Here is a 24165-nt window from a genome sequence, read left to right on the forward strand (position 1 = left end):
TTCCTTCGTGATGGTGATCATAAATTCAACATCACAAGCTTTTCTTTGGAACCGGTTCCATCTAGCGTTATAGCAAGAACGCTAGTTTTGGAGTTTCCATGAAAAGAAAAATTATGGTGGTCACAGCCGCTTACGGTTACGACCAGGTACGCGCCGCAGGCGGGCAAACGGCCCTGCTGCCCATCATTGCCGAAGCCGGTGCTGACGGGGTTGAAATCCGCCGCGAGATGCTGACCGACGCTGAGCTAAAAACACTGCCAACACTGGCCTCTGCCATTGAAATTTTCGGTCTGCTGGCATGCTACTCCGCCCCCGAACCGCTGTTCACCGAAGACGGAAACCTTAATCCTCGCCTTCCGGAACTACTCCTGGAAGCGCAAGCCCTGCAAGCACTGTGGTTAAAAGTTTCCCTCGGTCATTTCGCCCATAGCGAACAGTTCGACGTGTTGCGCGAATGGCTGGACAACAGCGGAATGGAACTGGTTGTCGAAAACGATCAAACGTCCTGTGGACGCCTGCAACCAATGAAGCGCTTTAACGATGCCTGTCAGGCATTCAACCTGCCCATTTCTCTGACCTTCGATATGGGTAACTGGCTGTGGGTAGGTGATTCTCCGGAAGAGGCTGCACAGCAGTTGGCCTCAAGCGTTGGATATATCCATGTGAAAGCCGCCACACCACATCGTGACAGTTACCGTGCCGTACCGCCTGATCACGCAGAACCACGCTGGCTGGCGTTGCTAGACACGTTGCCCGCAGATGTTCTGCGCGGTATTGAATTCCCCCTGGAAGGGCAAGACTTAACGGCGGTTACCCGTCACTACGTCGCTCTGTTACGCAAGGAGTAACACATGAAAAAATCACTGGACGTTGTCACCATTGGTGAAGCGATGGCGATGTTTGTCGCCACGCAAACCGGTGATTTGGCAGACGTGGAGCAGTTTATTAAACGCGTTGCAGGCGCTGAACTGAATGTGGCAACCGGCCTTGCTCGCCTGGGTCTGAACGTAGGCTGGGTAAGCCGCGTGGGTAACGACAGTTTTGGCCGTTTTATTATTAAGTCGCTGGAGAAAGAAGGGATTGATGCGCAGGGAGTCACTCTGGACGGGCGCTACGCTACCGGCTTTCAGCTTAAATCTAAAGCCGAAAATGGAACCGATCCCATAGTGGAATATTTCCGCAAAGGTTCTGCTGCCAGCCATCTCAGCGTTGAGGATTATCACGATGAGTATTTCTCCAGCGCACGCCACCTGCACCTGAGCGGCGTTGCGGCTGCGCTGTCTGCCAGTTCATATGAACTACTGGCACACACCGCCCGCACCATGAAAGCCCTGGGCAGGACCATTTCGTTCGATCCAAATTTGCGTCCGGTACTGTGGAAAAGCGAAGGCGAGATGGTGGAAAAACTCAACCGACTGGCATTCCAGGCTGACTGGGTACTGCCGGGGTTAAAAGAGGGCATGATTTTAACCGGACAACAGACACCAGAAGCCATTGCCGACTTTTATCTGCGTCATGGCGTGAAGGCCGTCATCGTGAAGACCGGGGCTGATGGGGCCTGGTACAAAGCAGCTAGCGGCGAGCAGGGCTGCGTCGCGCCGGTAAAAGTCGACAACGTGGTCGATACCGTCGGTGCAGGTGATGGCTTTGCCGTCGGCGTTATCAGCGCACTGCTGGAAGGCCGAACGCTGCATCAGGCAGTGACCCGGGGCAATAAAATTGGCGCTCTGGCCATTCAGGTCCAGGGCGACAGCGAAGGATTACCCACACGTGAACAATTAGGGGAATAAACCCCGGCCCACTCTGTACCCTACATACAGAGGCGGCGTAACAGCATAACCAGAGGGCAGTCTATGAATAGCTCAACCAATGCAGCAAAACGCTGGTGGTACATCATGCCAATCGTGTTTATCACGTACAGCCTGGCGTATCTCGACCGCGCAAACTTCAGCTTCGCTTCCGCAGCCGGTATCAACGAGGACCTCGGTATTACCAAAGGGATCTCCTCTCTGCTGGGGGCTCTGTTTTTTCTCGGCTATTTCTTCTTCCAGATCCCTGGAGCAATCTACGCCGAACGCCGCAGCGTACGTAAACTGATTTTTATCTGCCTGATTCTGTGGGGCGCCTGCGCGTCACTGACCGGGATGGTCAGCAACATCCCTATGCTGGCCGCCATTCGCTTTATTCTTGGCGTCGTTGAAGCCGCGGTCATGCCCGCAATGCTGATTTATATCAGTAACTGGTTTACGAAGTCCGAGCGTTCGCGTGCTAATACCTTCCTGATCCTCGGTAACCCCGTCACCGTCCTGTGGATGTCCGTCGTGTCCGGATACCTGATTCAGGCGCTGGGCTGGCGTGAAATGTTCATCATTGAAGGTTTTCCGGCCATCATCTGGGCGTTCTGCTGGTGGGTACTGGTAAAAGATAAACCGTCGCAGGTAGGCTGGTTGTCGGAATCCGAAAAAGCCGCGCTGCAGGCCCAGTTAGAAAAAGAACAGCAGGGTATCAAAGCCGTGCGTAACTACGGCGAAGCGTTCCGTTCACGTAACGTGATTCTGCTGTGCATGCAGTACTTTGCCTGGAGTATTGGCGTCTACGGTTTTGTCCTGTGGTTGCCGTCAATTATCCGCAGCGGCGGTGCGAACCTGGGTATGGTAGAGGTCGGTTGGCTTTCGTCCGTTCCGTATCTGGCCGCAACGGCTGCGATGATCCTGGTTTCATGGGCTTCCGATAAACTGCAAAACCGTAAGCTGTTTGTCTGGCCACTGCTGCTGATTGCCGCTTTCGCCTTTATTGGCTCCTGGGCCGTTGGCGCAGACCACTTCTGGATTTCTTACACACTGCTGGTTATCGCCGGCGCGGCCATGTACGCCCCGTATGGTCCCTTCTTCGCCATCATTCCTGAGATGTTGCCGCGCAACGTAGCCGGGGGAGCAATGGCATTGATCAACAGCATGGGCGCATTAGGCTCATTCTTTGGTTCCTGGTTTGTCGGCTACCTCAATGGCACCACCGGCAGCCCGTCCGCCTCATACATTTTTATGGGGGTAGCGCTTTTTGTCTCAGTATGGCTAACTTTGATCGTTAAGCCTGCTAATAATCAACAGCTACCTATTGGCGCACGCCACGCTTAAATTTTAACTTACGGAGATTCGCATGAAGCCGTCCATTATTCTCTATAAAGCGTTACCTGACGATTTACTGCATCGCCTGGAAGAGCATTTTACTGTCACTCAGGTGCCTAACCTGCGTTCGGAAACCGTCGCACAGTACTCGCAGGCCTTCGCCAGTGCGGAAGGCCTGCTGGGCTCCAGTGAAGCCGTCAATACCGCCCTGCTGGAGAAAATGCCCAAACTGCGTGCGACCTCCACCATTTCCGTAGGCTATGACAATTTCGATGTTGAGGCCTTAAACGCACGTAAGGTGCTGCTGATGCACACGCCAACGGTGCTGACAGAAACCGTGGCGGACACGGTAATGGCGCTGGTGTTAAGTACGGCGCGACGCGTGGTGGACGTCGCTGAACGCGTGAAGGCAGGCGAATGGACAAAAAGCATCGGGGCCGACTGGTTTGGTACCGATGTTCACCATAAGACGTTGGGCATTGTCGGCATGGGACGCATTGGGCTGGCGCTGGCACAACGCGCGCATTTCGGCTTTAGCATGCCGATTCTCTACAATGCACGTCGTCACCATCAGGAAGCGGAAGAACGTTTCAACGCGCGCTACTGCGATCTGGATACACTGTTGCAGGAATCGGACTTTGTTTGCCTGATTCTGCCGTTAACAGACGAAACCCACCATCTGTTCAGTACCGAACAGTTTGCCAAAATGAAGTCTTCTGCCATTTTCATTAACGCCGGGCGTGGCCCGGTGGTGGATGAAAACGCACTGATCGCCGCTCTGCAAAGCGGGGAGATTCATGCCGCGGGCCTGGATGTGTTTGAACAAGAGCCGTTGCCGTCAGACTCACCGCTGCTGTCACTGCCGAATGTGGTGGCGTTACCGCATATTGGTTCTGCCACGCATGAAACACGCTATAACATGGCGGCTTGTGCTGTGGATAACTTAATTGACGCACTGCAGGGAAACGTTGAGAAGAACTGCGTGAATCCGCAAGTGGCCAAATAACACAAAAGGCCGGGTAGCATTGTGCTCACCCGGCCTTTAATGTGTCTTACCGTACGACTATTACTGCGCGGCATTCACCGCAGCAGTCCATGCCTGATTAAATGCCTGATGCTGAGCCGCCAGTGGGCCAATCAGCGTATTGTACTGACTGGCCTGTTGTGAGGTTGGGAACTGGATGCCGTTCGCAACAAAGCTCACCTGCGTATCCTGCTGCGCGATAAAATCGCCTACCTGCACCAACTGCTGCGTGAAAACTTGCGCGGCTGGGATCAGCGGCTGTAACGCCTCTGCCGGTGCGGTCACGACTTTGCTGTAAACCTGATCAAAGACAGGTTTCAGGTCATCACCCTGCTTCAGCGCGCCATGGGCAGCATCTGCCTGTAGCTTCGCATTCTGCAACTGTTGTCCTAACACGCCCAGCGCGCCATTTGCCTGACGCAGCGGTTCACGCTGAGTCATATAATCCTGAGGAACACGGATTGCGTTTACGCTATCAACCACCGGGCGCAGACCGGAGTCCATTGCCTGATTAACCTGCTGTGAATAGCCATAAAGAATCGCGTAATCGGACACAAACGGGCCAAACTGTTTTTTCTGATCGGCAGTAAGCGTCGGTAAACGCTCTCCGCTACGCATTGCAGTATTCTGCAGAAAATCGATAAACGCTTTGCGTTGATCGCCTTCTTTATCAAAACACCCACTCAGGCCAACTACCATTAAGAGCGCCAAAACAGGCGCAAACCAGCGAGAGCAGGACTTACCTGTCGCCATTTTAATACTCCTTTCACCCAAAAATGCGCACAACGACACCCGCGTGCCTGACGTTGACAAGGATAGTCCAGGTCAGCCCCGCAAGATACCCTTTCCGCGTAATCTTGTTGGGGAAAATAACGGTTTCCGCCGCCCTGTGTTTTGCTCAACAATGCTCCATTCACATAGCGGCGCTCTATTTTAGTCATCTTTACAATTGGAATTGTTCGATCGGAGATCCCGACCTTTATCAGTTCGTTAGCCAACTAAAGGTTGTCACCCGCGATTCGCTGAAACGAATCCACAACGCATACCTTAAATTCGTCTTCATTTTTTCCGACTACGCTTAATGAGCTTCGATGAAATTCACGATCCCGCTGTGTGATTTATAGGAGTTCTCAATGGAATACAAAGATCCTATGTTTGAACTGCTAAGCAGTCTGGAGCAGATTGTTTTTAAAGATGTATCGCAGACAGTTACTCAGACGCAAAAAACCAACCCTTTCGCTGAATTTGAACAACTACGACGAGGGACAGGTTTAAAAACAGATGATTTCGCCCGGGTGATGGGCGTGACGGTTGCGATGGTTCATGAATGGGAGTCTAAACGGGTGAAGCCATCCAGTACCGAATTGAAGTTGATGCGCCTGATTCAGGCAGACCCACGATTAAGTAAGCAGTTGATGGATTAGGTTATTTTCAAGTTTGATATAAGAGCGGTCCTGCAGAAGGGCCGTTCCTCCACTACTGATATCCACAAAAAAGAAAATAGTAGTTGCATCCATCTGCGTAAAATGAGTTAATGCGCTCAACGGTTTGACGTACAGACCATTACAGCAGTTTAGTAAGGCAAGTCCCTTCAAGAGTTATCGTTGATACCCTTCGTAGTGAGCATTTCCTTTACTGTTAAAAAATCTGTAAAGCACGCCATATCGCCGAAAGGCACACTTATTTTTTAAAAGGTAATACACTATGTCCGGTAAAATGACTGGTATCGTAAAATGGTTCAACGCTGACAAAGGCTTCGGCTTCATCACTCCTGACGATGGCTCTAAAGACGTGTTCGTACACTTCTCTGCTATCCAGAACGATGGCTACAAATCCCTGGACGAAGGTCAGAAAGTTTCCTTCACCATCGAAAGCGGCGCTAAAGGCCCGGCAGCTGGTAACGTAACCAGCCTATAAGCTTAAAAAGCTCAGAATTCAGGATCCCTGCCAAACGGCGGGGATTTTTTTTATTTGTTCTCAACGCCCCTCCCCCGAACGTGTCTTTGCATTACTTTACCCATCACACCTTTGACCTTTCCCTAAGGGCAAGCTTTATAGTGAGCGAGTTTATATTCCACAATTTTCACAAGGAATTGAAGCTATGTCGAAATCCTCACGGCTGTTATTTTTAGGTTTGCTCACAACCGGTACCGCCTTCGCGGCAACACCGGAAGCCAATTTTCTGGCTGAACACGGACTCAGCGGGAAATCCGTCGAGCAAATAGTCGAGACCATTGACCAATCACCTCAGAGCCGCCCGCTGCCTTACTCAGCCTCTGTCACCAGTACCGCGCTGAAACTGTCTTCGGGCGACCAGGTGTATACGATGCCGCTCGGCGATAAGTTTTATCTGTCGTTTGCCCCCTATGAGTGGCAAACGCACCCTTGCTTCAACCACAGCCTTTCCGGTTGTCAGGGAGAAATGCCTGGGAAAAAATTCAACGTCAAAGTGACGGATAGCAAAGGGGATGTGGTTGTACAAAAAGAGATGAAAAGTGGTCAAAATGGCTTCGTCGGGGTTTGGCTACCGCGCAATATGACAGGCACCATCGCGGTAAGCTACAACGGTAAAACAGCAAAGTATCCCATTAAGACGATGGAAGATAGCCAGACCTGCCTGACAAAATTACAACTGCGCTGACAGCATAAAAAAATGCCGGATAAGGCGGAGCCACCATCCGGCATTTTCTAAGTCAGCTCAGAACCGTTACTGCAGCAGCGAAATATCCGCAACGCGCAGGAACAGCTCGCGCAGTTTTTCGAGCATAGAAAGACGGTTAATACGCAGGTCTTTATCCTCTACGTTCACCATCACTTTCTCGAAGAACGCATCGACCGGCGCACGCAGCTCAGCTAATTCAACCAGCGCTTCCTGATAGTTCCCCGCGGCGAAGACAGGCTCCAGCTTGTCACGCAGCACAACCACCTGCATCGCCAGCGCAATTTCTTCTGGCTCTTTCAGCGTTGCCGCATTGACACGCTCATTCAGCGTTTCTTCGGACTTCGCCAGAATATTCGATACACGCTTGTTCGCGGCAGCCAGTGCAGAAGCGGCTTCCAGTGTACGGAAGTGCGAGACCGCCTTCATACGCGCGTCGAAATCAGCCGGACGAGTCGGACGACGCGCCAGCACGGCCTGAATGGTATCTACGGTATAGCCTTCATCCTGATACCAGGCGCGGAAGCGTCCCAGCATGAAGTCGATAACGTCATCCACCACGTTGGCGTTGGTCAGCTTGTCGCCATACAGACGTACCGCTTCTTCCGTCAGCGTTTGCAGATCCAGATTCAGGTTCTTCTCAACGATGATACGCAGCACACCCAGCGCGGCACGACGCAGTGCAAACGGGTCTTTGTCACCTTTCGGATGCTGACCGATACCGAAGATACCCGCCAGGGTGTCCATCTTATCGGCAATCGCAACCGCACAGGCAACCGGGTTAGACGGCAGGTCATCACCGGCGAAGCGCGGCTGATACTGCTCATTCAACGCGACGGCCACATCTTCCGCTTCGCCATCATGACGCGCGTAGTGCATACCCATTACGCCCTGAGTGTCAGTGAACTCGAAGACCATGTTGGTCATCAGGTCGCACTTGGACAGCAGGCCAGCACGCGTTGCATGGTTAACATCAGCGCCAATCTGTTCGGCAATCCAGCCTGCCAGCGCCTGAATACGGTCAGTCTTGTCACGCAGCGTACCCAGCTGTTGTTGGAACAGCACGGTTTGCAGGCGCGGCAGATTGTCTTCCAGACGTTTTTTGCGGTCAGTATTGAAGAAGAACTCGGCATCTGCCAGACGCGGACGAACGACTTTCTCGTTACCAGAGATAATTTGCTGCGGATCTTTCGATTCGATGTTGGCAACGAAGATAAAGTTCGGCAGCAGTTTGCCGTCGTTGGCATACACCGGGAAGTATTTCTGGTCACCCTTCATGGTGTAAACCAGCGCTTCAGACGGCACCGCGAGGAATTTCTCTTCGAATTTAGCGGTCAGCACCACCGGCCATTCCACCAGCGAGGTGACTTCTTCCAGCAAGCTTTCGCTTAAGTCAGCGTTACCGCCGATCTTACGTGCAGCCTCTTCAGCATCGGCTTTGATTTTGGCTTTACGCTCAGCGTAATCCGCGATCACTTTGCCACGCTGGCGCAGGATTTCTGGGTACTGATCGGCAGTATCAATAGTGAATTCAGGCTCGCCCATAAAGCGATGACCACGGATCACGCGATCGGACTGAATCCCCAGAATCGTTGCCGGAATCACTTTGTCGCCCAACAGCAGAGTCACAGTGTGAACCGGACGCACGAAGTGGACGTCAGACGCCCCCCAGCGCATCAGTTTCGGGATCGGCAGCTTCGCCAGCGAAGTCGCAATCATGTTCGGCAGCAGCGTTTCTGCGCTTTCGCCTTTCACATGTGCACGGTACAGCAGCCATTCACCTTTGTCAGTGGTCAGACGTTCCGCCTGATCGACGGTGATGCCGCAACCACGCGCCCAACCTTCTGCCGCTTTGCTCGGCTTGCCTTCCGCGTCAAACGCCTGAGCAATAGCCGGGCCGCGTTTTTCAACTTCACGGTCCGGTTGAGATTCAGCAAGGGCAGCGACTTTCAGCGCCAGACGACGCGGAGCAGCAAACCACTCTACGTTGCCGTGTGCGAGGCCAGCGTTGTCCAGCTCCGCAGTGAAGTTCGCAGCAAAGGACTCAGCCAGGCTGCGCAGTGCTTTTGGTGGCAGCTCTTCAGTGCCAATTTCCACCAGAAAAGTTTTCTCAGACATGGCCGCCTCTTATTTGTCTTTGTTGCACATCGGGAAGCCAAGGGCCTCACGGGAAGCGTAGTAAGCTTCTGCCACTGCTTTGGTCAGGGTGCGAATACGCAGAATATAGCGCTGACGCTCGGTGACGGAGATGGCTTTACGCGCATCCAGCAGGTTGAAGCTATGGGCGGCTTTCAGAATACGTTCGTAAGCAGGCAGCGGCAGCGGGTTTTCCAGCGCCAGCAGCTGCTGGGCTTCTTTCTCGTACTGCTCGAAGCAGGTGAACAGGAAGTCCACATCGGCGTATTCAAAGTTGTAAGTCGATTGCTCAACTTCGTTCTGATGGAATACGTCACCGTAGGTTGTTTTGCCCAGCGGGCCGTCGCTCCAGACCAGGTCGTATACGCTGTCTACGCCCTGAATGTACATCGCCAGACGTTCCAGACCGTAGGTGATTTCCCCGGTAACTGGCTTACATTCCAGACCACCCACCTGCTGGAAGTAGGTGAACTGCGTCACTTCCATGCCGTTCAGCCACACTTCCCAACCGAGACCCCAGGCACCCAGCGTCGGGTTTTCCCAGTTATCTTCCACGAAACGGATATCGTGAATGGTCGGGTCCATACCCAGCTCTTTCAGAGAACCCAGGTACAATTCCTGAATATTGTCCGGTGACGGCTTAATCACTACCTGGAACTGATAGTAGTGCTGTAAGCGGTTCGGGTTTTCGCCATAGCGCCCGTCGGTCGGACGACGAGAAGGCTGCACATAAGCAGTCGCCATCGGTTCCGGCCCCAGCGCACGCAGGCAGGTCATTGGGTGAGATGTTCCCGCGCCGACTTCCATGTCCAATGGTTGAACGATGGTACAGCCCTGGCGAGCCCAGTAATCCTGTAAGGTCAGGATCAAGCCCTGGAAGGTCCTGGTATCAAACTTTTGCATATTATTTCGTGCTGGATACGTGTGGATTTAAAGGAAGCGATCAGTATACCCGCTGGCTGCAAGATATACAGTACGAAACGGGAAAAAGGGGGAACTTAGCGCATGGAAAGGTGCAAAAACTGCCCGTCTGCGTCAAATGAGCAGACAAAACTCTCTTTACGGAAGGTAGAACCGCGCATCTCATAGCTACCCTGGAATTGCTCAAGACCAGTGATAGCAATTTTCTGGGCACCCGTATTATAAAGCTCCGATGCTTCACTTTTGCACAATGACTCCATATCCAGCGAACGCGTGGCAGTAATTTTGACCTTTTGCGCTTTCTGTACAGGTGCTGACGATTGTGAATCGGCGCACCCCGCCAGCAGCGTGAGGATTGCTGGAAAGAAATACTTCATCATCATTTTATTACCGCCTGGTTTGCTGGTCAGTCTTATTATTAGTGTCTGGAAACAGATCCTATTGTGAGAATCTCCCCACACCATCACAAGCTTTAGCGTAATAACTCGGATTAATCCAGTGAGCGACGTTCGCAAATACCAGTCAGACTTTTTTTAATGAAAACAGAGGAACTGATGCAGCCCAAAATTTTCTGGATTGATAACTTACGCGGGATAGCCTGTTTAATGGTTGTGATGATTCACACCACGACCTGGTACATCACCAATGCGCAAAGCGTCAGCCCGGTAACCTGGGATCTTGCCAATGTGCTAAATTCAGCTTCTCGCGTTAGCGTCCCGCTGTTTTTTATGATCTCGGGTTATCTCTTTTTTGGCGAACGCAGCGCCAGACCGCGACATTTCATCCGCATTGCGTTGTGCATTCTGTTTTACAGCACCGTGGCTCTGGCTTACATCCTGCTGTTCACCTCGATCAACGCTGAGCTATCGTTGAAAAACCTGCTGCAAAAACCGGTGTTCTACCACCTGTGGTTTTTCTTCGCTATTACCGTTATCTACCTGGTATCCCCATTGATTCAGGTGAAAAATGTCAGCGGAAAAATGCTGCTGGCATTGATGGTCGTGATTGGCGTTATTGCCAATCCCAATACCGTATCGCAAAAATTCGGCGGCTTTGAGTGGCTACCCATCAACCTGTACATCAGTGGCGATACGTTCTACTACATTCTGTACGGCATGCTGGGCCGGGCAATTGGCATGATGGAAACACAAAAGCGCTCAATCACCGGGCTCTGTGCAGCGTTATGTATCGTCGCCGTGTTTGTGATTTCCCGCGGGACGCTGCATGAGCTCCAGTGGCGAGGTAATTTTGCCGATACCTGGTATCTCTATTGTGGCCCGGCGGTATTTATCTTTGCTGCATCGCTCCTGACGCTGGTCAAAAACATGCTCAGCACACGCACACTGCCCATACTGGGGCTTATTTCCCGTCACTCGTTAGGTATTTACGGTTTCCACGCGCTGATCATTCATGCGCTACGTACCCGCGGTATTGAACTCAAAAACTGGCCACCGCTGGATATGTTATGGATTTTTAGCGCCACGCTGGCGGGCAGTCTATTGCTTTCCATGCTGCTACAGCGCATCGATACGCGCAGACTGGTAAGTTAGAGTTCATCAGAATGTGCCTCTTCCGTTGGGCGCATCAGCAAAATCAGCCCTGATATACACACACAGAATGCTGCCGGGTACAGCACCATTTCGAGGGGGGCTAACGGGGCATTCCACACCCCCACGAGCAGTAACCCGACCGTTATGAGCGCGACCATCTGACACACAGAAGCAAAGCGCTCATCACTCTGATTACGGTTTTCAGCTCGCTGGTAAGCGTACGTCACGAACAATCCGGTCATCAGAACACCTAAAAAGTAACCTTTTTCGCTGAGTGAGGGGCATGACCACCCCAGCCCTGTGCAGTAAATGAGTGCGCCGGAAAGAAACAATAGCCATGGCAATAGCCGCGTCGTCTTCATTGGGATCTCCTTATCCTCTACCACGGATACATTATGAATACCCCACTCAAGACAACACAGAAAAACGCTATTTCACTGAAATTTCAGAATACATTCATGCACGTGAATTATTGATTCAATGGAAACATATATGTGGAAAATCCCCTCTGCTCATCAGAGGGGAACACGATCAGGACATCAAGGGCAGCAATTGCTGATAGATACGACGGAAGGTTTCCCGACGTTGTTGATAGCGAGCATGATGCTCTGCATCAGGATAATGCGCCTGTTCCAGCCCCAGTTGAGGCAGTAAGTCAGAGAGTGGTTGCTGTGGATTCATCGCAATTTGCGCCAGCCGTGCTGCGCCCAGGGCAGGACCGACATCTCCGCCGGTACGGTAATCCAGCTGCAGCCCGCTGATATCGGACAACATCTGTCGCCAGTATTCGCTACGCGCCCCACCACCAATGAGCGTAATGCTGGCCGGTGTAACGCCACAGGCATGTACCACATCCATACCGTCAGCTAAAGCAAATCCCACACCTTCAAGTACCGCTCGCGCCAGTTCTGCCGGACCATGCTGATGCGTCAGGCCAAAAAAGACGCCTTTCGCCTGCGGGTTATTGTGCGGCGTACGTTCACCTGACAGATAGGGCAAGAACCAGACCGGTTCAGCCTGCTCATTTGCCTGCTGTGCGGCATCAATCAGCGCAGGTACGCTTGCCAGCCCGGTTAATTTTGCCGCCCAGTCGAGGCAGGATGCGGCGCTCAGCATCACTGACATCAAATGCCACCGTTCAGGCAGCGCGTGGCAGAAGCTGTGTACCGCACTTTCTGGTTTACTGAGAAAGCCGTCGCTTACAGCAAAGTAGACGCCGGACGTACCCAATGACAGCATTGCCTGGCCTGCATTCATCATCCCTACGCCAACCGCACCCGCCGCGTTATCGCCACCACCCGCAACGACCGCAACCTCTGACATGCCCCAGGATTGCGCGACACCAGGCAACAGAGTTCCGGTAATCGCACTGCCCTCATACAAGGTCGGCATATGTGCGCGAGTCAGTTGACACGCAGACAACATGACGTCACTCCAGTCACGCTTCGCGACATCCAGCCACATCGTACCTGCGGCATCCGACATATCGCTGGCAAACTCTCCGGTCATACGCAGACGCAGGTAATCTTTCGGCAGCAGGACTTTATCAACCTGGCTGAAAATGTCCGGTTCATGGCGCTGAACCCACAGCAATTTAGGGGCGGTAAAGCCAGGCATCATCAGATTGCCGGTAATCATACGAGATTGCGGCACCTGATTTTCCAGCATTACGCATTCTTCAGCGCAGCGACCATCGTTCCACAGGATTGCCGGACGCAGAACCTTCTGCTGCTTATCAAGCAGCGTCGCGCCGTGCATCTGCCCGGCAATACCTAACGCCTTTACCTCGCTGAGAGAATGTTGCTGACCCAACGCTTTTACAGCACGATCCGTCGCCAGCCACCACTGTTCAGGATCCTGCTCTGACCATAATGGATGAGGCCGGGAGACGGTCAGTTTCTCCGTGTACGAGGCCACCACATCGCCCTGCTCGTTCAGCAGAATGGCCTTTACGCCTGATGTACCAAGATCTATCCCGATATACATAGGGTATCGTTCCTTAAAGAAAGGCCCGGTAGCGAATCGCTATCCGGGCTTACGGACGTACTCAGCAGTCCGTTATTTGTCGAACAAATAATGGTTTACCAGATTTTCCAGCTGTTCCTGATGGCCGCTCTGATGCACCGGTGCCAGGTTATGTTGTTCAGCGTACTGCGCAATTTCCGTCAGCGTCATCTGACCTTTCAGAATTTGCTGGCCCAGCTCACCATTCCAACCGGCATAACGTTTTGCCACGCGCTGATCCAGGCCACCGTCCTCAATCATACGGGCCGCAATTTTCAGCGACAGCGCCATGGTATCCATCGCACCAATATGACCATAGAACAGATCGTATTTATCAGTACTCTGACGACGGACTTTGGCATCAAAGTTCAGGCCACCAGTGGTAAAACCGCCCGCTTTCAGGATTTCGTACATGACCAGCGCATTCTCTTCTACGCTGTTCGGGAATTGGTCAGTATCCCAGCCCAGCTGTGCGTCGCCACGGTTCGCATCGACGGAACCAAATAGCCCCAGAGCAATCGCCGTAGCGATTTCGTGGTGGAACGAATGACCTGCCAGCGTGGCATGGTTTGCTTCAATATTCAGTTTGATCTCTTTTTCCAGACCGAACTGCTTCAGGAATCCGTAAACGGTCGCGGCATCGTAGTCATACTGGTGTTTAGTCGGTTCTTGCGGCTTCGGTTCGATCAATAAGGTGCCCTGGAAACCAGTTTTGTGTTTATGCTCGACCACCAGTTGCATAAAGCGGCCAATCTGCTCACGTTCCTGACGCAGGTCGGTATTAAGCAGCGTTTCATAACCTTCGCGGCCGCCCCACAAAACGTAGTTCTCACCACCTAATCTATGTGTGGCATCCATGGCAGTCACGACCTGCGTAGCCGCCCAGCTAAAGACTTCCGGGTCCGGGTTAGTCGCCGCACCTGCGCCATAACGTGGGTTAGTAAAGCAGTTTGCCGTCCCCCACAACAGTTTCACGCCGCTCTGTTCCTGTTTTGCCGCCAGCACATCCACCATCTGGGCAAAGTTATTTTTATACTCTTTCAGTGACGCGCCTTCAGGCGAGACGTCAACATCATGGAAGCAGTAGTAAGGCACATTCAGCTTATGGAAAAACTCAAAAGCCACATCCGCTTTACGTTTTGCCAGCGCCAATGCTTCACCCGGCTGTTGCCACGGACGGTCGAAGGCCCCCATACCGAACATATCCGCGCCGTTCCAACAGAAAGTGTGCCAGTAGCAGGCGGCAAAGCGCAGATGATCTTCCATGCGTTTGCCCAGCACGATTTCATCAGGGTTGTAATGGCGAAATGCGAGTGGGTTAGTGGATTTTGTACCTTCAAAACGAACGCGATCGAGTTGGTCAAAATAAGCCTGCATAATAAGCTCCATAATCAGGTAATACGGCAAGTAAACTGCGATACAGCCATACTGGAATTTCCTGATTTATTGCTCAATTACGTTATTTCACACCGCCATTAAGAGAATACCCAAATGTGCGCTGGCTCCCAAAAATGCACACTGAATAAGCAATTAAAAAAGCGATCGCGATCGGCTCTTTATCAATAAACAAAAAACCGTAATACGCAGATAAGAAATGACAATTGTCTTCCTGGTCGTGGTGTGTGAATTTTGCGTAGCGTTACCCAAATAAGAAATTTGTCACGCTTCATCAAGTAGTCGCACCTGCGGTTTTGGTAGTATCGACAGGCCACGTTAACCTTTCAGGATAGGCTCTTATGTTTGATAAACGACACCGCATCACCCTATTATTTAATGCTAATAAAGCCTATGACCGCCAGGTGGTAGAGGGCGTAGGTGAATATTTACAGGCATCGCAATCTGAGTGGGATATATTCATTGAGGAAGATTTCCGGGCCCGTATTGATAATATCAAAGACTGGTTAGGCGACGGTGTTATTGCTGATTATGACGATGATGACATTGCGCAATTACTTGCCGATGTCGATGTTCCCATCATCGGTGTCGGTGGTTCCTACCATCTTGAAAGCGATTATCCACCCGTCCATTACATTGCGACTGATAACCATGCACTGGTGGAAAGCGCTTTTTTGCATCTGAAAGAAAAAGGGGTCAACCGATTCGCATTTTATGGTCTGCCCTCTTCCAGCGGCAAGCGCTGGGCCGCTGAGCGTGAATATGCCTTTTGCCAGTTGGTCGCCAAAGAGAAGTACCGTGGTGTTGTCTATCAGGGGCTGGAAACCGCACCAGAAAACTGGCAGCACGCGCAAAATCGACTGGCGGACTGGCTGCAAACTTTACCCCCGCAAACCGGTATTATCGCCGTGACCGACGCACGTGCGCGGCATGTTCTGCAGGCCTGCGAGCATTTGCATATCCCGGTGCCGGAAAAACTGTGTGTTATTGGGATTGATAACGAAGAACTCACCCGTTACCTGTCGCGGGTCGCTCTGTCATCCGTTGCTCAGGGCGCGCGACAGATGGGCTATCAGGCAGCCAAACTTCTGCACCGCTTACTGGCGAATGAAGAACTGCCGCTGCAACGCATTCTGGTGCCTCCGGTACGCGTCGTGAATCGTCGTTCAACCGACTATCGCTCACTGACCGATCCCGCGGTCATTCAGGCAATGCACTTTATCCGCAACCATGCCTGTAAAGGCATCAAAGTCGAGCAAGTGCTGGATGCCGTTGGGATTTCACGTTCAAATCTCGAGAAGCGCTTTAAAGACGAGGTCGGGGAGACCATCCACGCCGTGATTCATGCCGAAAAACTGGAAAAAGCGCGTAGCCTGTTGATCTCCACGACGCTCGCGATAAACGAAATTTCACAAATGTGCGGCTATCCGTCGTTGCAGTATTTCTATTCCGTTTTCAAGAAAGAGTACGACACGACGCCAAAAGAGTACCGTGACATGAACAGTGAAGGGATGCTGTAAGGGGAATTGTGCCGGATGGCGGTTTCGCCTTATCCGGCCTACAGAGCGACTCACAGGCCTGATAAGCGTCGCGCCATCAGGCCTGTGGAATTACATATGCGCGGCGATTAAACGCTGGTTATCCTGGTACATCGCGAACAGATAGTTATTATAACTCTGTCCTTTGGTGGAGTACCCCTTCAGCTTATGAATCATCGCGGTCGCTGTCACTTCCTGATCGGCTTTACGCAACTGCGCACGCGATTTACGGAAGGAAGAGTATGCCGGGTGCGTGTTCAGGTTAATGACATAGGCATTCACCGACTCTTTTACCGATTCAAACTGTGAGTAGCCTTTCACCTTACCGGGTGCATTGTTGCAGCGGCCTTTGACACATTTCATGCCAAACAGGTTGTTATTGCTACGCGCCAGTTTCGATGTGCCCCAACCGCTTTCAGCCGCAGCCATAGTCGCCACCATACTGGTAGGAATGATGTCTACGCGCTCAAGCAGCGTATTCCATGGAATTTTACGCGTGTTACCAGACCAGCTCACCTTGTAGCGTTTCGCGATGTCTTTCATACGCGCACGTTCAGTCGGTGACCAGCGATTCTGGTACTGCTTTGAGATCAGCCAGTTACGGTCCGCCGTAATGGCAGCATTTTGACTGGTAATATAAGGCATAACCGTCCGGAGAAACGCTTTTTTCCTTGGTGTTCCGGAAGGGTATTTTCGCAAATCAGGAAGTGAACTACTCTTTGCACTATTGCGAGAATACTCTTGTTTACTGCTTACCTGTGTATTACTTGCCTTGATTACCTGGGGCTTATGACTCGTTGTCGCCGTGTGTGTCTTTGCCAGCACCTCACCCGAAAATGCAATGGTGAGTAACATAAGAATCATTGCCCCATATCGTCGAATGGGAGTCAATATCATTAGGTCTCCTGGTCGGATTTAAACATTCCAACACCTTATATTTTTCACAAAAATGAGAGATGAATCTCAAATCATATCAAAAATAGCCGTCAAGAGCACCCAAAGGAATAGTCCAATTCTGAAACTATGTCACGTACAAACCGTTCCGGGTGCTGTTAATTCGAAGGAAATGTGGAGGTTATCGCAAAATCAGGTCGTTTTTTGCGCATGATCGCTCACCCTCATCTCTCATCCTGGCAGAATCGACGCTAAGGATGAGTTTCCGGTCTGATTTCACTGGCAAACTGGCGTAAATCGCAGCATCAAGGACAGCATTATGAAACTTGCCGCCGTTGCGCTGGTATTACTGCCCGGCATTGCCATCGCCTCATCATGGACTTCCCAGGGTTTCCCTACTTTCGAAGTGGAAGGTACGGGTAAATTTGTCAGCCATGCAGCGTTGACGAAGGGTACTCGCCCTTTGACCCTGAATTTTGACCAACAGTGCTGGCAGCCTACAGATGCCATTAAACTCAATCAGATGCTGTCGCTAAAACCTTGTGAAGGCACACCGCCACAGTGGCGTTTATTTAAAGACGGCGATTACACATTGGAAGTCGATACCCGCTCAGGTACACCGACGCTAATGCTGTCAGTAAAAAACGTGGCGGATCCCGTCACCGCCCGGATCCGCCAGTGTCCAAAATGGGATGGCTCGCCGCTGACGCTGGATGTGAGCCAGACATTCCCGGAAGGCGCCGTGGTACGCGATTACTATAGCCAGCAAATGGCAACGGTGAAAAACGGAACCATTACCCTGCAACCCGACGCGACCAGTAATGGACTTTTACTGTTAGAACGGGCGGAAACAAATGCACCCGCCGCTTTCGACTGGCACAACGCCACGGTGTATTTCGTACTGACAGACCGCTTTGAAAACGGCGATCTGACTAATGATCACAGCTATGGACGTCGCAATGACGGCATGCAGGAGATTGGTACCTTTCATGGCGGCGATTTACGCGGTCTTGCCAGCAAGCTCGACTACCTGCAACAGTTGGGGGTAAACGCCTTGTGGATCAGCGCCCCGTTTGAGCAGATTCACGGCTGGGTTGGCGGTGGCACTAAAGGTGATTTCCCGCACTACGCCTATCACGGTTACTACACCCAGGACTGGACCACGCTCGACGCCAATATGGGTAACGAGACCGACCTGCGTGCACTGGTTGACGGCGCGCATCAACGCGGCATCCGCATTCTGTTCGATGTTGTCATGAATCATACCGGTTACGCCACACTGGCTGATATGCAGGAGTACCAGTTTGGGGCGTTGTACTTGTCAGGTGAGGAACTGAAAAAAACGCTCGGTGAACGCTGGACGGACTGGAAACCCCTGTCCGGGCAAAGCTGGCACAGCTTTAATGATTACATCAACTTCAGTGATAAAGCCGCGTGGGAAAAGTGGTGGGGGAAAAAGTGGATCCGCACAGACATTGGCGACTACGACAATCCGGGTTTTGACGACCTGACCATGTCGCTGGCTTTCCTGCCCGATCTGAAAACGGAGTCTACTACGCCTTCAGGTTTGCCGAATTTTTATCAACACAAGCCGGATACCCGCGCCAAAGCCATCCCTGGTTATACACCACGAGATTATCTGATTCACTGGCTCAGCCAGTGGGTGCGTGACTACGGCATTGACGGGTTTCGGGTCGATACCGCAAAACATGTCGAGCTTCCTGCCTGGCAACAGCTAAAAGCGCAGGCCAGTTCAGCGTTGGCCGAATGGAAGAAAGCGAATCCAGACAAAGCGCTGGATGATAAACCCTTCTGGATGACCGGTGAGGCCTGGGGACATGGCGTCATGCAAAGCGATTATTACCGCCACGGTTTCGATGCGATGATCAATTTTGACTATCAGGAGCAGGCGGCCAGGGCCGTCGATTGTCTGGCAAATATCGATCTCACCTGGCAGCAGATGGCGGATAAGTTGCAGGATTTTAACGTCCTGAGCTATCTCTCATCACACGATACCCGGCTGTTCCGTGAAGGTGGAGACAAAGCCGCCGAACTGTTGTTGCTGGCCCCTGGCGCGGTACAACTTTTTTACGGTGACGAGTCCGCACGTCCTTTTGGCCCGACTGGCTCAGACCCGTTACAGGGTACACGCTCGCAGATGAACTGGCAGGACGTTAGCGGGAAATCTGCCGCCAGCGTCGCGCACTGGCAGCGCATTAGCCAGTTCAGGGCACGGCATCCCGCCATCGGAGCGGGTAAACAAACCACGCTTTCATTAAAGCAGGGATACGGATTTATCCGCGAACACGGCGACGATAAAGTCATGGTCGTGTGGGCCGGCCAACCCTGATCCCAACAAGCTTCTCGTGCTCAACAGCGCGGGAAGCCAGATTCAATATAAAAAACTATCCAGAAAAAAATCTGCAGCACAAAACATCAATTCTGCTCTGTAAGCCTGATTTGCACCCCACCATAGGTAGCGCTATGGTTAGCCACTTTAATACTGAGTTCGACAGACCACCTGCTATGACATTCTCACTTTTTGGCGACAAATTTACCCGCCATTCAGGCATCACACGCCTGATGGAGGACCTCAACGACGGCTTACGCACCCCAGGCGCCATCATGCTTGGCGGCGGTAATCCGGCGCAAATCCCACAGATGCAGGATTACTTCCAGTCTCTGCTGGCAGAGATGCTGGAAAACGGCAAAGCCACTGATGCGCTTTGTAATTATGACGGTCCACAAGGTAAAACCGAGCTACTGTCTGAGCTGGCGAAACTACTACGTGAGAAGCTGGGTTGGGATATCGAACCACAAAATATTGCACTGACAAATGGCAGTCAGAGCGCGTTTTTCTACTTATTCAACCTCTTCGCCGGACGTCGTGCCGACGGAACCACCCGAAAAGTGTTGTTCCCGTTGGCACCGGAATACATTGGTTATGCCGATTCAGGGCTCGAAGAAGACCTTTTCGTTTCAGCACGACCAAACATCGAACTGTTACCGGAAGGCCAGTTTAAGTATCACGTTGACTTTGAACACCTGCATATCGGCGAAGAGACGGGCATGATTTGCGTGTCACGTCCGACGAACCCAACCGGCAATGTGATCACTGATGAAGAGCTGATGAAGCTGGACCGGCTGGCCAATCAGCATGGAATTCCGCTGGTTATCGATAACGCCTATGGCGTCCCATTCCCAGGCATCATTTTTAGCGAAGCGCGTCCGCTGTGGAACCCAAACATTGTACTGTGCATGAGCCTTTCCAAGCTCGGGCTGCCGGGCTCTCGCTGCGGCATTATTATCGCCAATGAAAAAATCATCACCGCTATCACCAATATGAACGGCATTATCAGCCTTGCGCCTGGCGGCATGGGTCCGGCGATCATGTGCGAAATGATTAAGCGCAACGACCTTCTGCGTCTGTCGGAGACGGTTATCAAACCGTTTTATTATCAGCGCGTTCAGGAGACGATTGCGATTATTCGCCGCTATTTATCTGAAGATCGCTGCCTGATTCATAAACCAGAAGGCGCGATTTTCCTGTGGTTATGGTTCAAGGATTTACCGATTTCCACCGAACTGTTATATCAGCGTCTGAAAGCGCGCGGTGTCCTGATGGTTCCTGGCGACTACTTCTTCCCTGGGCTGGATAAACCCTGGCCGCATACGCATCAGTGCATGCGGATGAACTACGTACCGGAACCGGAAAAAATCGAGGCTGGCGTGAAGATTCTGGCTGAAGAGATCGAACGCGCCTGGCTGGAAGGCTGATGATTAGCCCGACCCAGGCTCGGGTCGGGCTAATTTCACAACGGCTGTGACCGCAGACGCTGCCGCTGAATACTAACAGCATCAATGCACTGCAACGCGCTGGTTGGGCAGGCTTCTACACACGCCGGGCCCGTCTCGCGATGCCAGCACAAATCACACTTAACCGCCTGCACCCGCGAGCGCTGTGCAACCACATTCATCGCCCCAAACGGGCAGACCAGCATACAACTCTTACAGCCAATGCAACGCGCCTGTTCAACGAAGATATGTCCACGTTCGCGACGAATAGCGTGGGTTGGGCAGACATTGGCACAGGGTGCATCTTCACATTGATGACAGCTAACCGCCGTGGTAAACGCGTCGTCTTTAATAACCCGAATGCGCGGGGTAAAGGCGCTGGAAGAGACCGCTGCGCAATCCTGGTTTTCCTGATGCGCGACGACGCAGGCCACTTCGCAGGTACGACATCCAATACATTTCGCCGCATCCGCCATAATAAACCCGTTCATTACCTTCTCCGTCGCCGTTAAAAACCACAGAGTGCCAGAGAGGCTGTCCCTGTCGCTTTGATCGGACAGGGGAAACGGTTAAATTTTGTCAGGTATGTGATCAACTCTGGCGTTTCGCCTAATCGCGAACGGTAAAGCCCAGTTCATTCGAAATTGCCTGAGCGGTCTCCCGCAGCGGCTTGAGTAAATTCTTCTCCCCAACCTGTTTCAGGCGAGAAGTGGAGAGTGAAATTGAAATCGAGTACGGCACGCGGCCATGAATATCAAACACCGGCACCGCAATGCAGGACACGCCAAGCTCATTCTCTTCCCGGTCCATTGCCATGCTGCTTTCACGGATCTGCGCCAGCTCATCGTACATCGCCGGTAAACCAGTAATGGTATTGCGGGTCAGTGGCTGGATAAGATCCTGGTGGCTCTCCCAGTAAGAGGCCACATAGTCCGGATGACCAAACGCCATATAAATTTTGCCCATCGCAGAGCAATACAACGGCATATGCTGACCAATATAGGCGCGGGTCCGCAGCATACCAGTGGTGGGTTCCAGCTTATAAATCAGAATCGCGTGGTCATCTTCACGACTGGAAAAGTTGATCGTTTCACCGGTGGCAATATTCAGCGCTTCAAGGTGCGGCGCGGCGACATGGATAATATTCAGTGACGACAGCGCCTTCTGCCCAACGGCGATGAATTTGGTGGTCAGGCGATAGCTCCCCGCTGCGGGCGCGGGCGTGACATATCCACAAGATTGCAGCCCTTGCAACAGCCGGTGTACGGTACTTTTGTTCAGCCCCGCCAGTTCGGACAGATGCGCCAACGGGCAACCATTCGGATAGTTGCTCAGGATCTCAATTAGCATCAAACCACGAAACAGGCTCTGACTTCCGGCTGGCCTCTCTTTTTCTTGTGTCATCTCATTCTCTTTTGTACCCATCACATCCGCTCCCCTTTTTGTCGCGCTCTGATGGTAGCGCAATGTGTGTTTCAGTTCACGATCTGAACCAAAAAAACATAACCATTTGATTTTGATGGATTTAAAAAACAGTCCGCCCCGTTGATCTGTCAAAATTTGATCGATATATTTGAAATCAGATTTCGCATAGTGAAATTAAGAGATAAAAAAGCGATCAAATTTAATTAAGGAAACGGGAATGAAAGTCACTTTTGAGCAGTTGAAAGAAGCGTTCAATCGGGTACTGCTGGCGCGCGGTCTTGCCGTTGAAACCGCAGATGCCTGTGCTGAAATGTTTGCACGCACCACCGAATCCGGCGTCCATTCGCATGGCGTGAACCGTTTTCCTCGCTTCATTCAGCAACTGGACAACGGCGACATCATCCCTGAGGCCATACCGCAGCGCATTACCAGCCTCGGAGCAATTGAGCAGTGGGATGCCCAACGCTCAATCGGCAACCTGACGGCGAAAAAGATGATGGACCGCGCCATCGAGCTGGCCTCCGATCACGGCATTGGCCTGGTGGCGCTGCGCAATGCAAATCACTGGATGCGCGGCGGTAGCTATGGCTGGCAGGCCGCAGAGAAAGGTTACATCGGCATCTGCTGGACCAACTCCATCGCCGTGATGCCTGCATGGGGTTCTAAAGAGTGCTGCATCGGCACTAATCCGCTGATTGTTGCCATCCCATCAACGCCGATCACCATGGTGGATATGTCGATGTCGATGTTCTCCTACGGCATGCTGGAGGTTAACCGTCTGGCGGGCCGTGAACTTCCGGTGGACGGCGGGTTCGACGATGCAGGTAATCTCACCAGAGAACCTGGCGTTATCGAGAAAAATCGCCGCATTTTGCCAATGGGCTACTGGAAAGGTTCAGGTCTGTCGATCGTGCTGGATATGATTGCCACTCTGCTTTCAGACGGCGCTTCTGTAGCCGAAGTCACCCAGGACAACAGCGATGAATATGGCATTTCGCAGATTTTCATCGCTATTGAAGTAGACAAGTTGATCGACGGCGCATCCCGCGACGCCAAACTGCAGCGCATTATGGATTTCATCACCACCGCTGAACGTGCGGATGAGGAGACCCCAGTTCGCCTGCCAGGTCACGAGTTTACAACGCTGCTGGAAGAAAATCGTCGCCATGGGATCACCGTTGATGACAGCGTATGGGCCAAAATTCAGGCGCTGTAAGGAGCAATACGATGATCTTTGGACATATCGCTCAGCCTAACCCGTGTCGTTTTCCCGCAGCCATTGAAAGGGCGCTCGACTTTCTGCGCCGCACAGACTTCAGTACGCTGGAACCGGGCGTGGTGGAGATCGACGGAAAAAATATCTTCGCGCAGGTTATCGATTTAACCACCCGCGACGCTGCCGAAAACCGTCCGGAAGTTCATCGTCGCTATCTGGATATTCAGTTTCTGGCCTCGGGCGAAGAGAAAATCGGTATCGCGATTGATACCGGCCATAACGAAATTAGCGAATCGTTATTAGAACAGCGCGATATTATTTTTTATCACGACAGTGAACACGAATCCTTCTTCGAAATGATTCCCGGAAGCTACGCCATATTTTTCCCGCAGGATGTTCACCGCCCAGGATGTCATAAAACGGTAGCAACAGCCATCCGCAAAATAGTCGTGAAGGTCGCTATTTCAGTTTTATAAAAAGGAG

The 24165-nt window shown here is 52.1% G+C and carries 23 protein-coding genes; 13 read left to right on the forward strand and 10 right to left on the reverse strand.

From position 1 onward, the window contains the following. The first annotated feature begins 98 nt into the window (after window positions 1-98). The 4 genes from ACLJXE_RS03895 (at window position 99) to ghrB (ending at window position 4131) form a co-directional block, all read left to right on the forward strand. Complete coding sequence (locus ACLJXE_RS03895) at window positions 99-848, forward strand: sugar phosphate isomerase/epimerase family protein (RefSeq protein ID WP_410750132.1); 750 nt, start codon at window positions 99-101, stop codon at window positions 846-848. Between the two features lie 3 nt (window positions 849-851). Continuing rightward, window positions 852-1790, forward strand: coding sequence for a sugar kinase (locus ACLJXE_RS03900; protein WP_410750133.1), 939 nt, complete (start codon window positions 852-854; stop codon window positions 1788-1790). Between the two features lie 63 nt (window positions 1791-1853). After that, complete coding sequence (locus ACLJXE_RS03905; protein ID WP_040231622.1) at window positions 1854-3134, forward strand: MFS transporter; 1281 nt, start codon at window positions 1854-1856, stop codon at window positions 3132-3134. Between the two features lie 22 nt (window positions 3135-3156). Next, the gene (gene ghrB / locus ACLJXE_RS03910; protein WP_410750134.1) at window positions 3157-4131 is read left to right on the forward strand and encodes a glyoxylate/hydroxypyruvate reductase GhrB; all 975 of its coding nucleotides are present in this window, start codon (window positions 3157-3159) and stop codon (window positions 4129-4131) included. 60 nt (window positions 4132-4191) lie between these two features. On the opposite strand, the gene ACLJXE_RS03915 is transcribed toward ghrB, so the two are convergent. Next, window positions 4192-4902, reverse strand: a complete 711-nt coding sequence (locus tag ACLJXE_RS03915) for a DUF3053 domain-containing protein (protein ID WP_048213663.1) — start codon at window positions 4900-4902, stop codon at window positions 4192-4194. 380 nt (window positions 4903-5282) lie between these two features. Between ACLJXE_RS03915 and ACLJXE_RS03920 the strand changes: the two genes are divergently transcribed. From ACLJXE_RS03920 to cueP, 3 genes are all read left to right on the forward strand, one after another. Continuing rightward, entirely contained in the window at window positions 5283-5573 is a 291-nt protein-coding gene (locus ACLJXE_RS03920; RefSeq protein WP_048213664.1) for an HTH-type transcriptional regulator, read from the forward strand. 280 nt (window positions 5574-5853) lie between these two features. After that, window positions 5854-6066, forward strand: a complete 213-nt coding sequence (cspA, locus tag ACLJXE_RS03925; RefSeq protein WP_000014594.1) for an RNA chaperone/antiterminator CspA — start codon at window positions 5854-5856, stop codon at window positions 6064-6066. A 184-nt stretch (window positions 6067-6250) separates the two neighbouring features. Continuing rightward, entirely contained in the window at window positions 6251-6790 is a 540-nt protein-coding gene (gene cueP, locus ACLJXE_RS03930; protein WP_410750135.1) for a copper-binding periplasmic metallochaperone CueP, read from the forward strand. 66 nt (window positions 6791-6856) lie between these two features. Here cueP and glyS read toward each other — a convergent pair whose 3' ends face one another. The 3 genes from glyS to ACLJXE_RS03945 form a co-directional block, all read right to left on the reverse strand. Then, window positions 6857-8926, reverse strand: coding sequence for a glycine--tRNA ligase subunit beta (gene glyS / locus ACLJXE_RS03935; protein WP_410750136.1), 2070 nt, complete (start codon window positions 8924-8926; stop codon window positions 6857-6859). A gap of 9 nt (window positions 8927-8935) precedes the next feature. After that, window positions 8936-9847: a glycine--tRNA ligase subunit alpha gene (gene glyQ, locus ACLJXE_RS03940; protein ID WP_001168551.1), complete on the reverse strand. Its 912-nt coding sequence runs from the start codon at window positions 9845-9847 to the stop codon at window positions 8936-8938. Between the two features lie 95 nt (window positions 9848-9942). Further along, window positions 9943-10248: a YsaB family lipoprotein gene (locus tag ACLJXE_RS03945; protein ID WP_410750137.1), complete on the reverse strand. Its 306-nt coding sequence runs from the start codon at window positions 10246-10248 to the stop codon at window positions 9943-9945. A gap of 171 nt (window positions 10249-10419) precedes the next feature. Here ACLJXE_RS03945 and ACLJXE_RS03950 point away from each other — a divergent pair, with 171 nt between their 5' ends. Further along, window positions 10420-11415, forward strand: coding sequence for an acyltransferase (locus ACLJXE_RS03950; RefSeq protein ID WP_410750138.1), 996 nt, complete (start codon window positions 10420-10422; stop codon window positions 11413-11415). On the opposite strand, the gene yiaB is transcribed toward ACLJXE_RS03950, so the two are convergent. From yiaB to xylA, 3 genes are all read right to left on the reverse strand, one after another. Beyond that, window positions 11412-11777 (reverse strand): inner membrane protein YiaB, encoded by a 366-nt coding sequence (gene yiaB / locus ACLJXE_RS03955; protein ID WP_410750139.1) that lies wholly within the window; start codon window positions 11775-11777, stop codon window positions 11412-11414. The genes ACLJXE_RS03950 and yiaB overlap by 4 nt on opposite strands. 169 nt (window positions 11778-11946) lie before the next feature. Next, entirely contained in the window at window positions 11947-13401 is a 1455-nt protein-coding gene (gene xylB, locus ACLJXE_RS03960; RefSeq protein WP_410750140.1) for a xylulokinase, read from the reverse strand. A 72-nt stretch (window positions 13402-13473) separates the two neighbouring features. Next, window positions 13474-14796, reverse strand: coding sequence for a xylose isomerase (xylA, locus tag ACLJXE_RS03965; protein WP_410750141.1), 1323 nt, complete (start codon window positions 14794-14796; stop codon window positions 13474-13476). Between the two features lie 359 nt (window positions 14797-15155). Between xylA and xylR the strand changes: the two genes are divergently transcribed. Further along, complete coding sequence (xylR, locus tag ACLJXE_RS03970; RefSeq protein ID WP_410750142.1) at window positions 15156-16334, forward strand: D-xylose utilization transcriptional activator XylR; 1179 nt, start codon at window positions 15156-15158, stop codon at window positions 16332-16334. Window positions 16335-16424: 90 nt separating this feature from the next. Here the strand turns inward: xylR and ACLJXE_RS03975 are convergent, their stop codons facing one another. Then, window positions 16425-17249, reverse strand: coding sequence for a protein bax (locus ACLJXE_RS03975; protein WP_410750143.1), 825 nt, complete (start codon window positions 17247-17249; stop codon window positions 16425-16427). Window positions 17250-17565: 316 nt separating this feature from the next. Between ACLJXE_RS03975 and malS the strand changes: the two genes are divergently transcribed. Together malS and avtA are read left to right on the forward strand one after the other, a co-directional pair. Next, entirely contained in the window at window positions 17566-19596 is a 2031-nt protein-coding gene (malS, locus tag ACLJXE_RS03980) for an alpha-amylase (protein ID WP_410750144.1), read from the forward strand. A 176-nt stretch (window positions 19597-19772) separates the two neighbouring features. Further along, entirely contained in the window at window positions 19773-21023 is a 1251-nt protein-coding gene (gene avtA / locus ACLJXE_RS03985; RefSeq protein WP_410750145.1) for a valine--pyruvate transaminase, read from the forward strand. A 35-nt stretch (window positions 21024-21058) separates the two neighbouring features. Here avtA and ACLJXE_RS03990 read toward each other — a convergent pair whose 3' ends face one another. Both ACLJXE_RS03990 and yiaJ read right to left on the reverse strand, forming a co-directional pair. Beyond that, complete coding sequence (locus tag ACLJXE_RS03990; RefSeq protein WP_286629962.1) at window positions 21059-21532, reverse strand: 4Fe-4S dicluster domain-containing protein; 474 nt, start codon at window positions 21530-21532, stop codon at window positions 21059-21061. A gap of 118 nt (window positions 21533-21650) precedes the next feature. Next, complete coding sequence (yiaJ, locus tag ACLJXE_RS03995; RefSeq protein WP_410750253.1) at window positions 21651-22466, reverse strand: IclR family transcriptional regulator YiaJ; 816 nt, start codon at window positions 22464-22466, stop codon at window positions 21651-21653. 217 nt (window positions 22467-22683) lie between these two features. Here yiaJ and yiaK point away from each other — a divergent pair, with 217 nt between their 5' ends. Both yiaK and ACLJXE_RS04005 read left to right on the forward strand, forming a co-directional pair. Continuing rightward, on the forward strand, window positions 22684-23682 hold the full coding sequence (gene yiaK / locus ACLJXE_RS04000; RefSeq protein ID WP_410750146.1) for a 3-dehydro-L-gulonate 2-dehydrogenase: 999 nt from the start codon (window positions 22684-22686) through the stop codon (window positions 23680-23682). 11 nt (window positions 23683-23693) lie between these two features. Beyond that, window positions 23694-24158 (forward strand): YhcH/YjgK/YiaL family protein, encoded by a 465-nt coding sequence (locus tag ACLJXE_RS04005; RefSeq protein ID WP_410750147.1) that lies wholly within the window; start codon window positions 23694-23696, stop codon window positions 24156-24158. Window positions 24159-24165 lie beyond the last annotated feature (7 nt).

Source organism: Citrobacter sp. U14242 (assembly GCF_046555775.1).
GTDB lineage: Bacteria > Pseudomonadota > Gammaproteobacteria > Enterobacterales > Enterobacteriaceae > Citrobacter.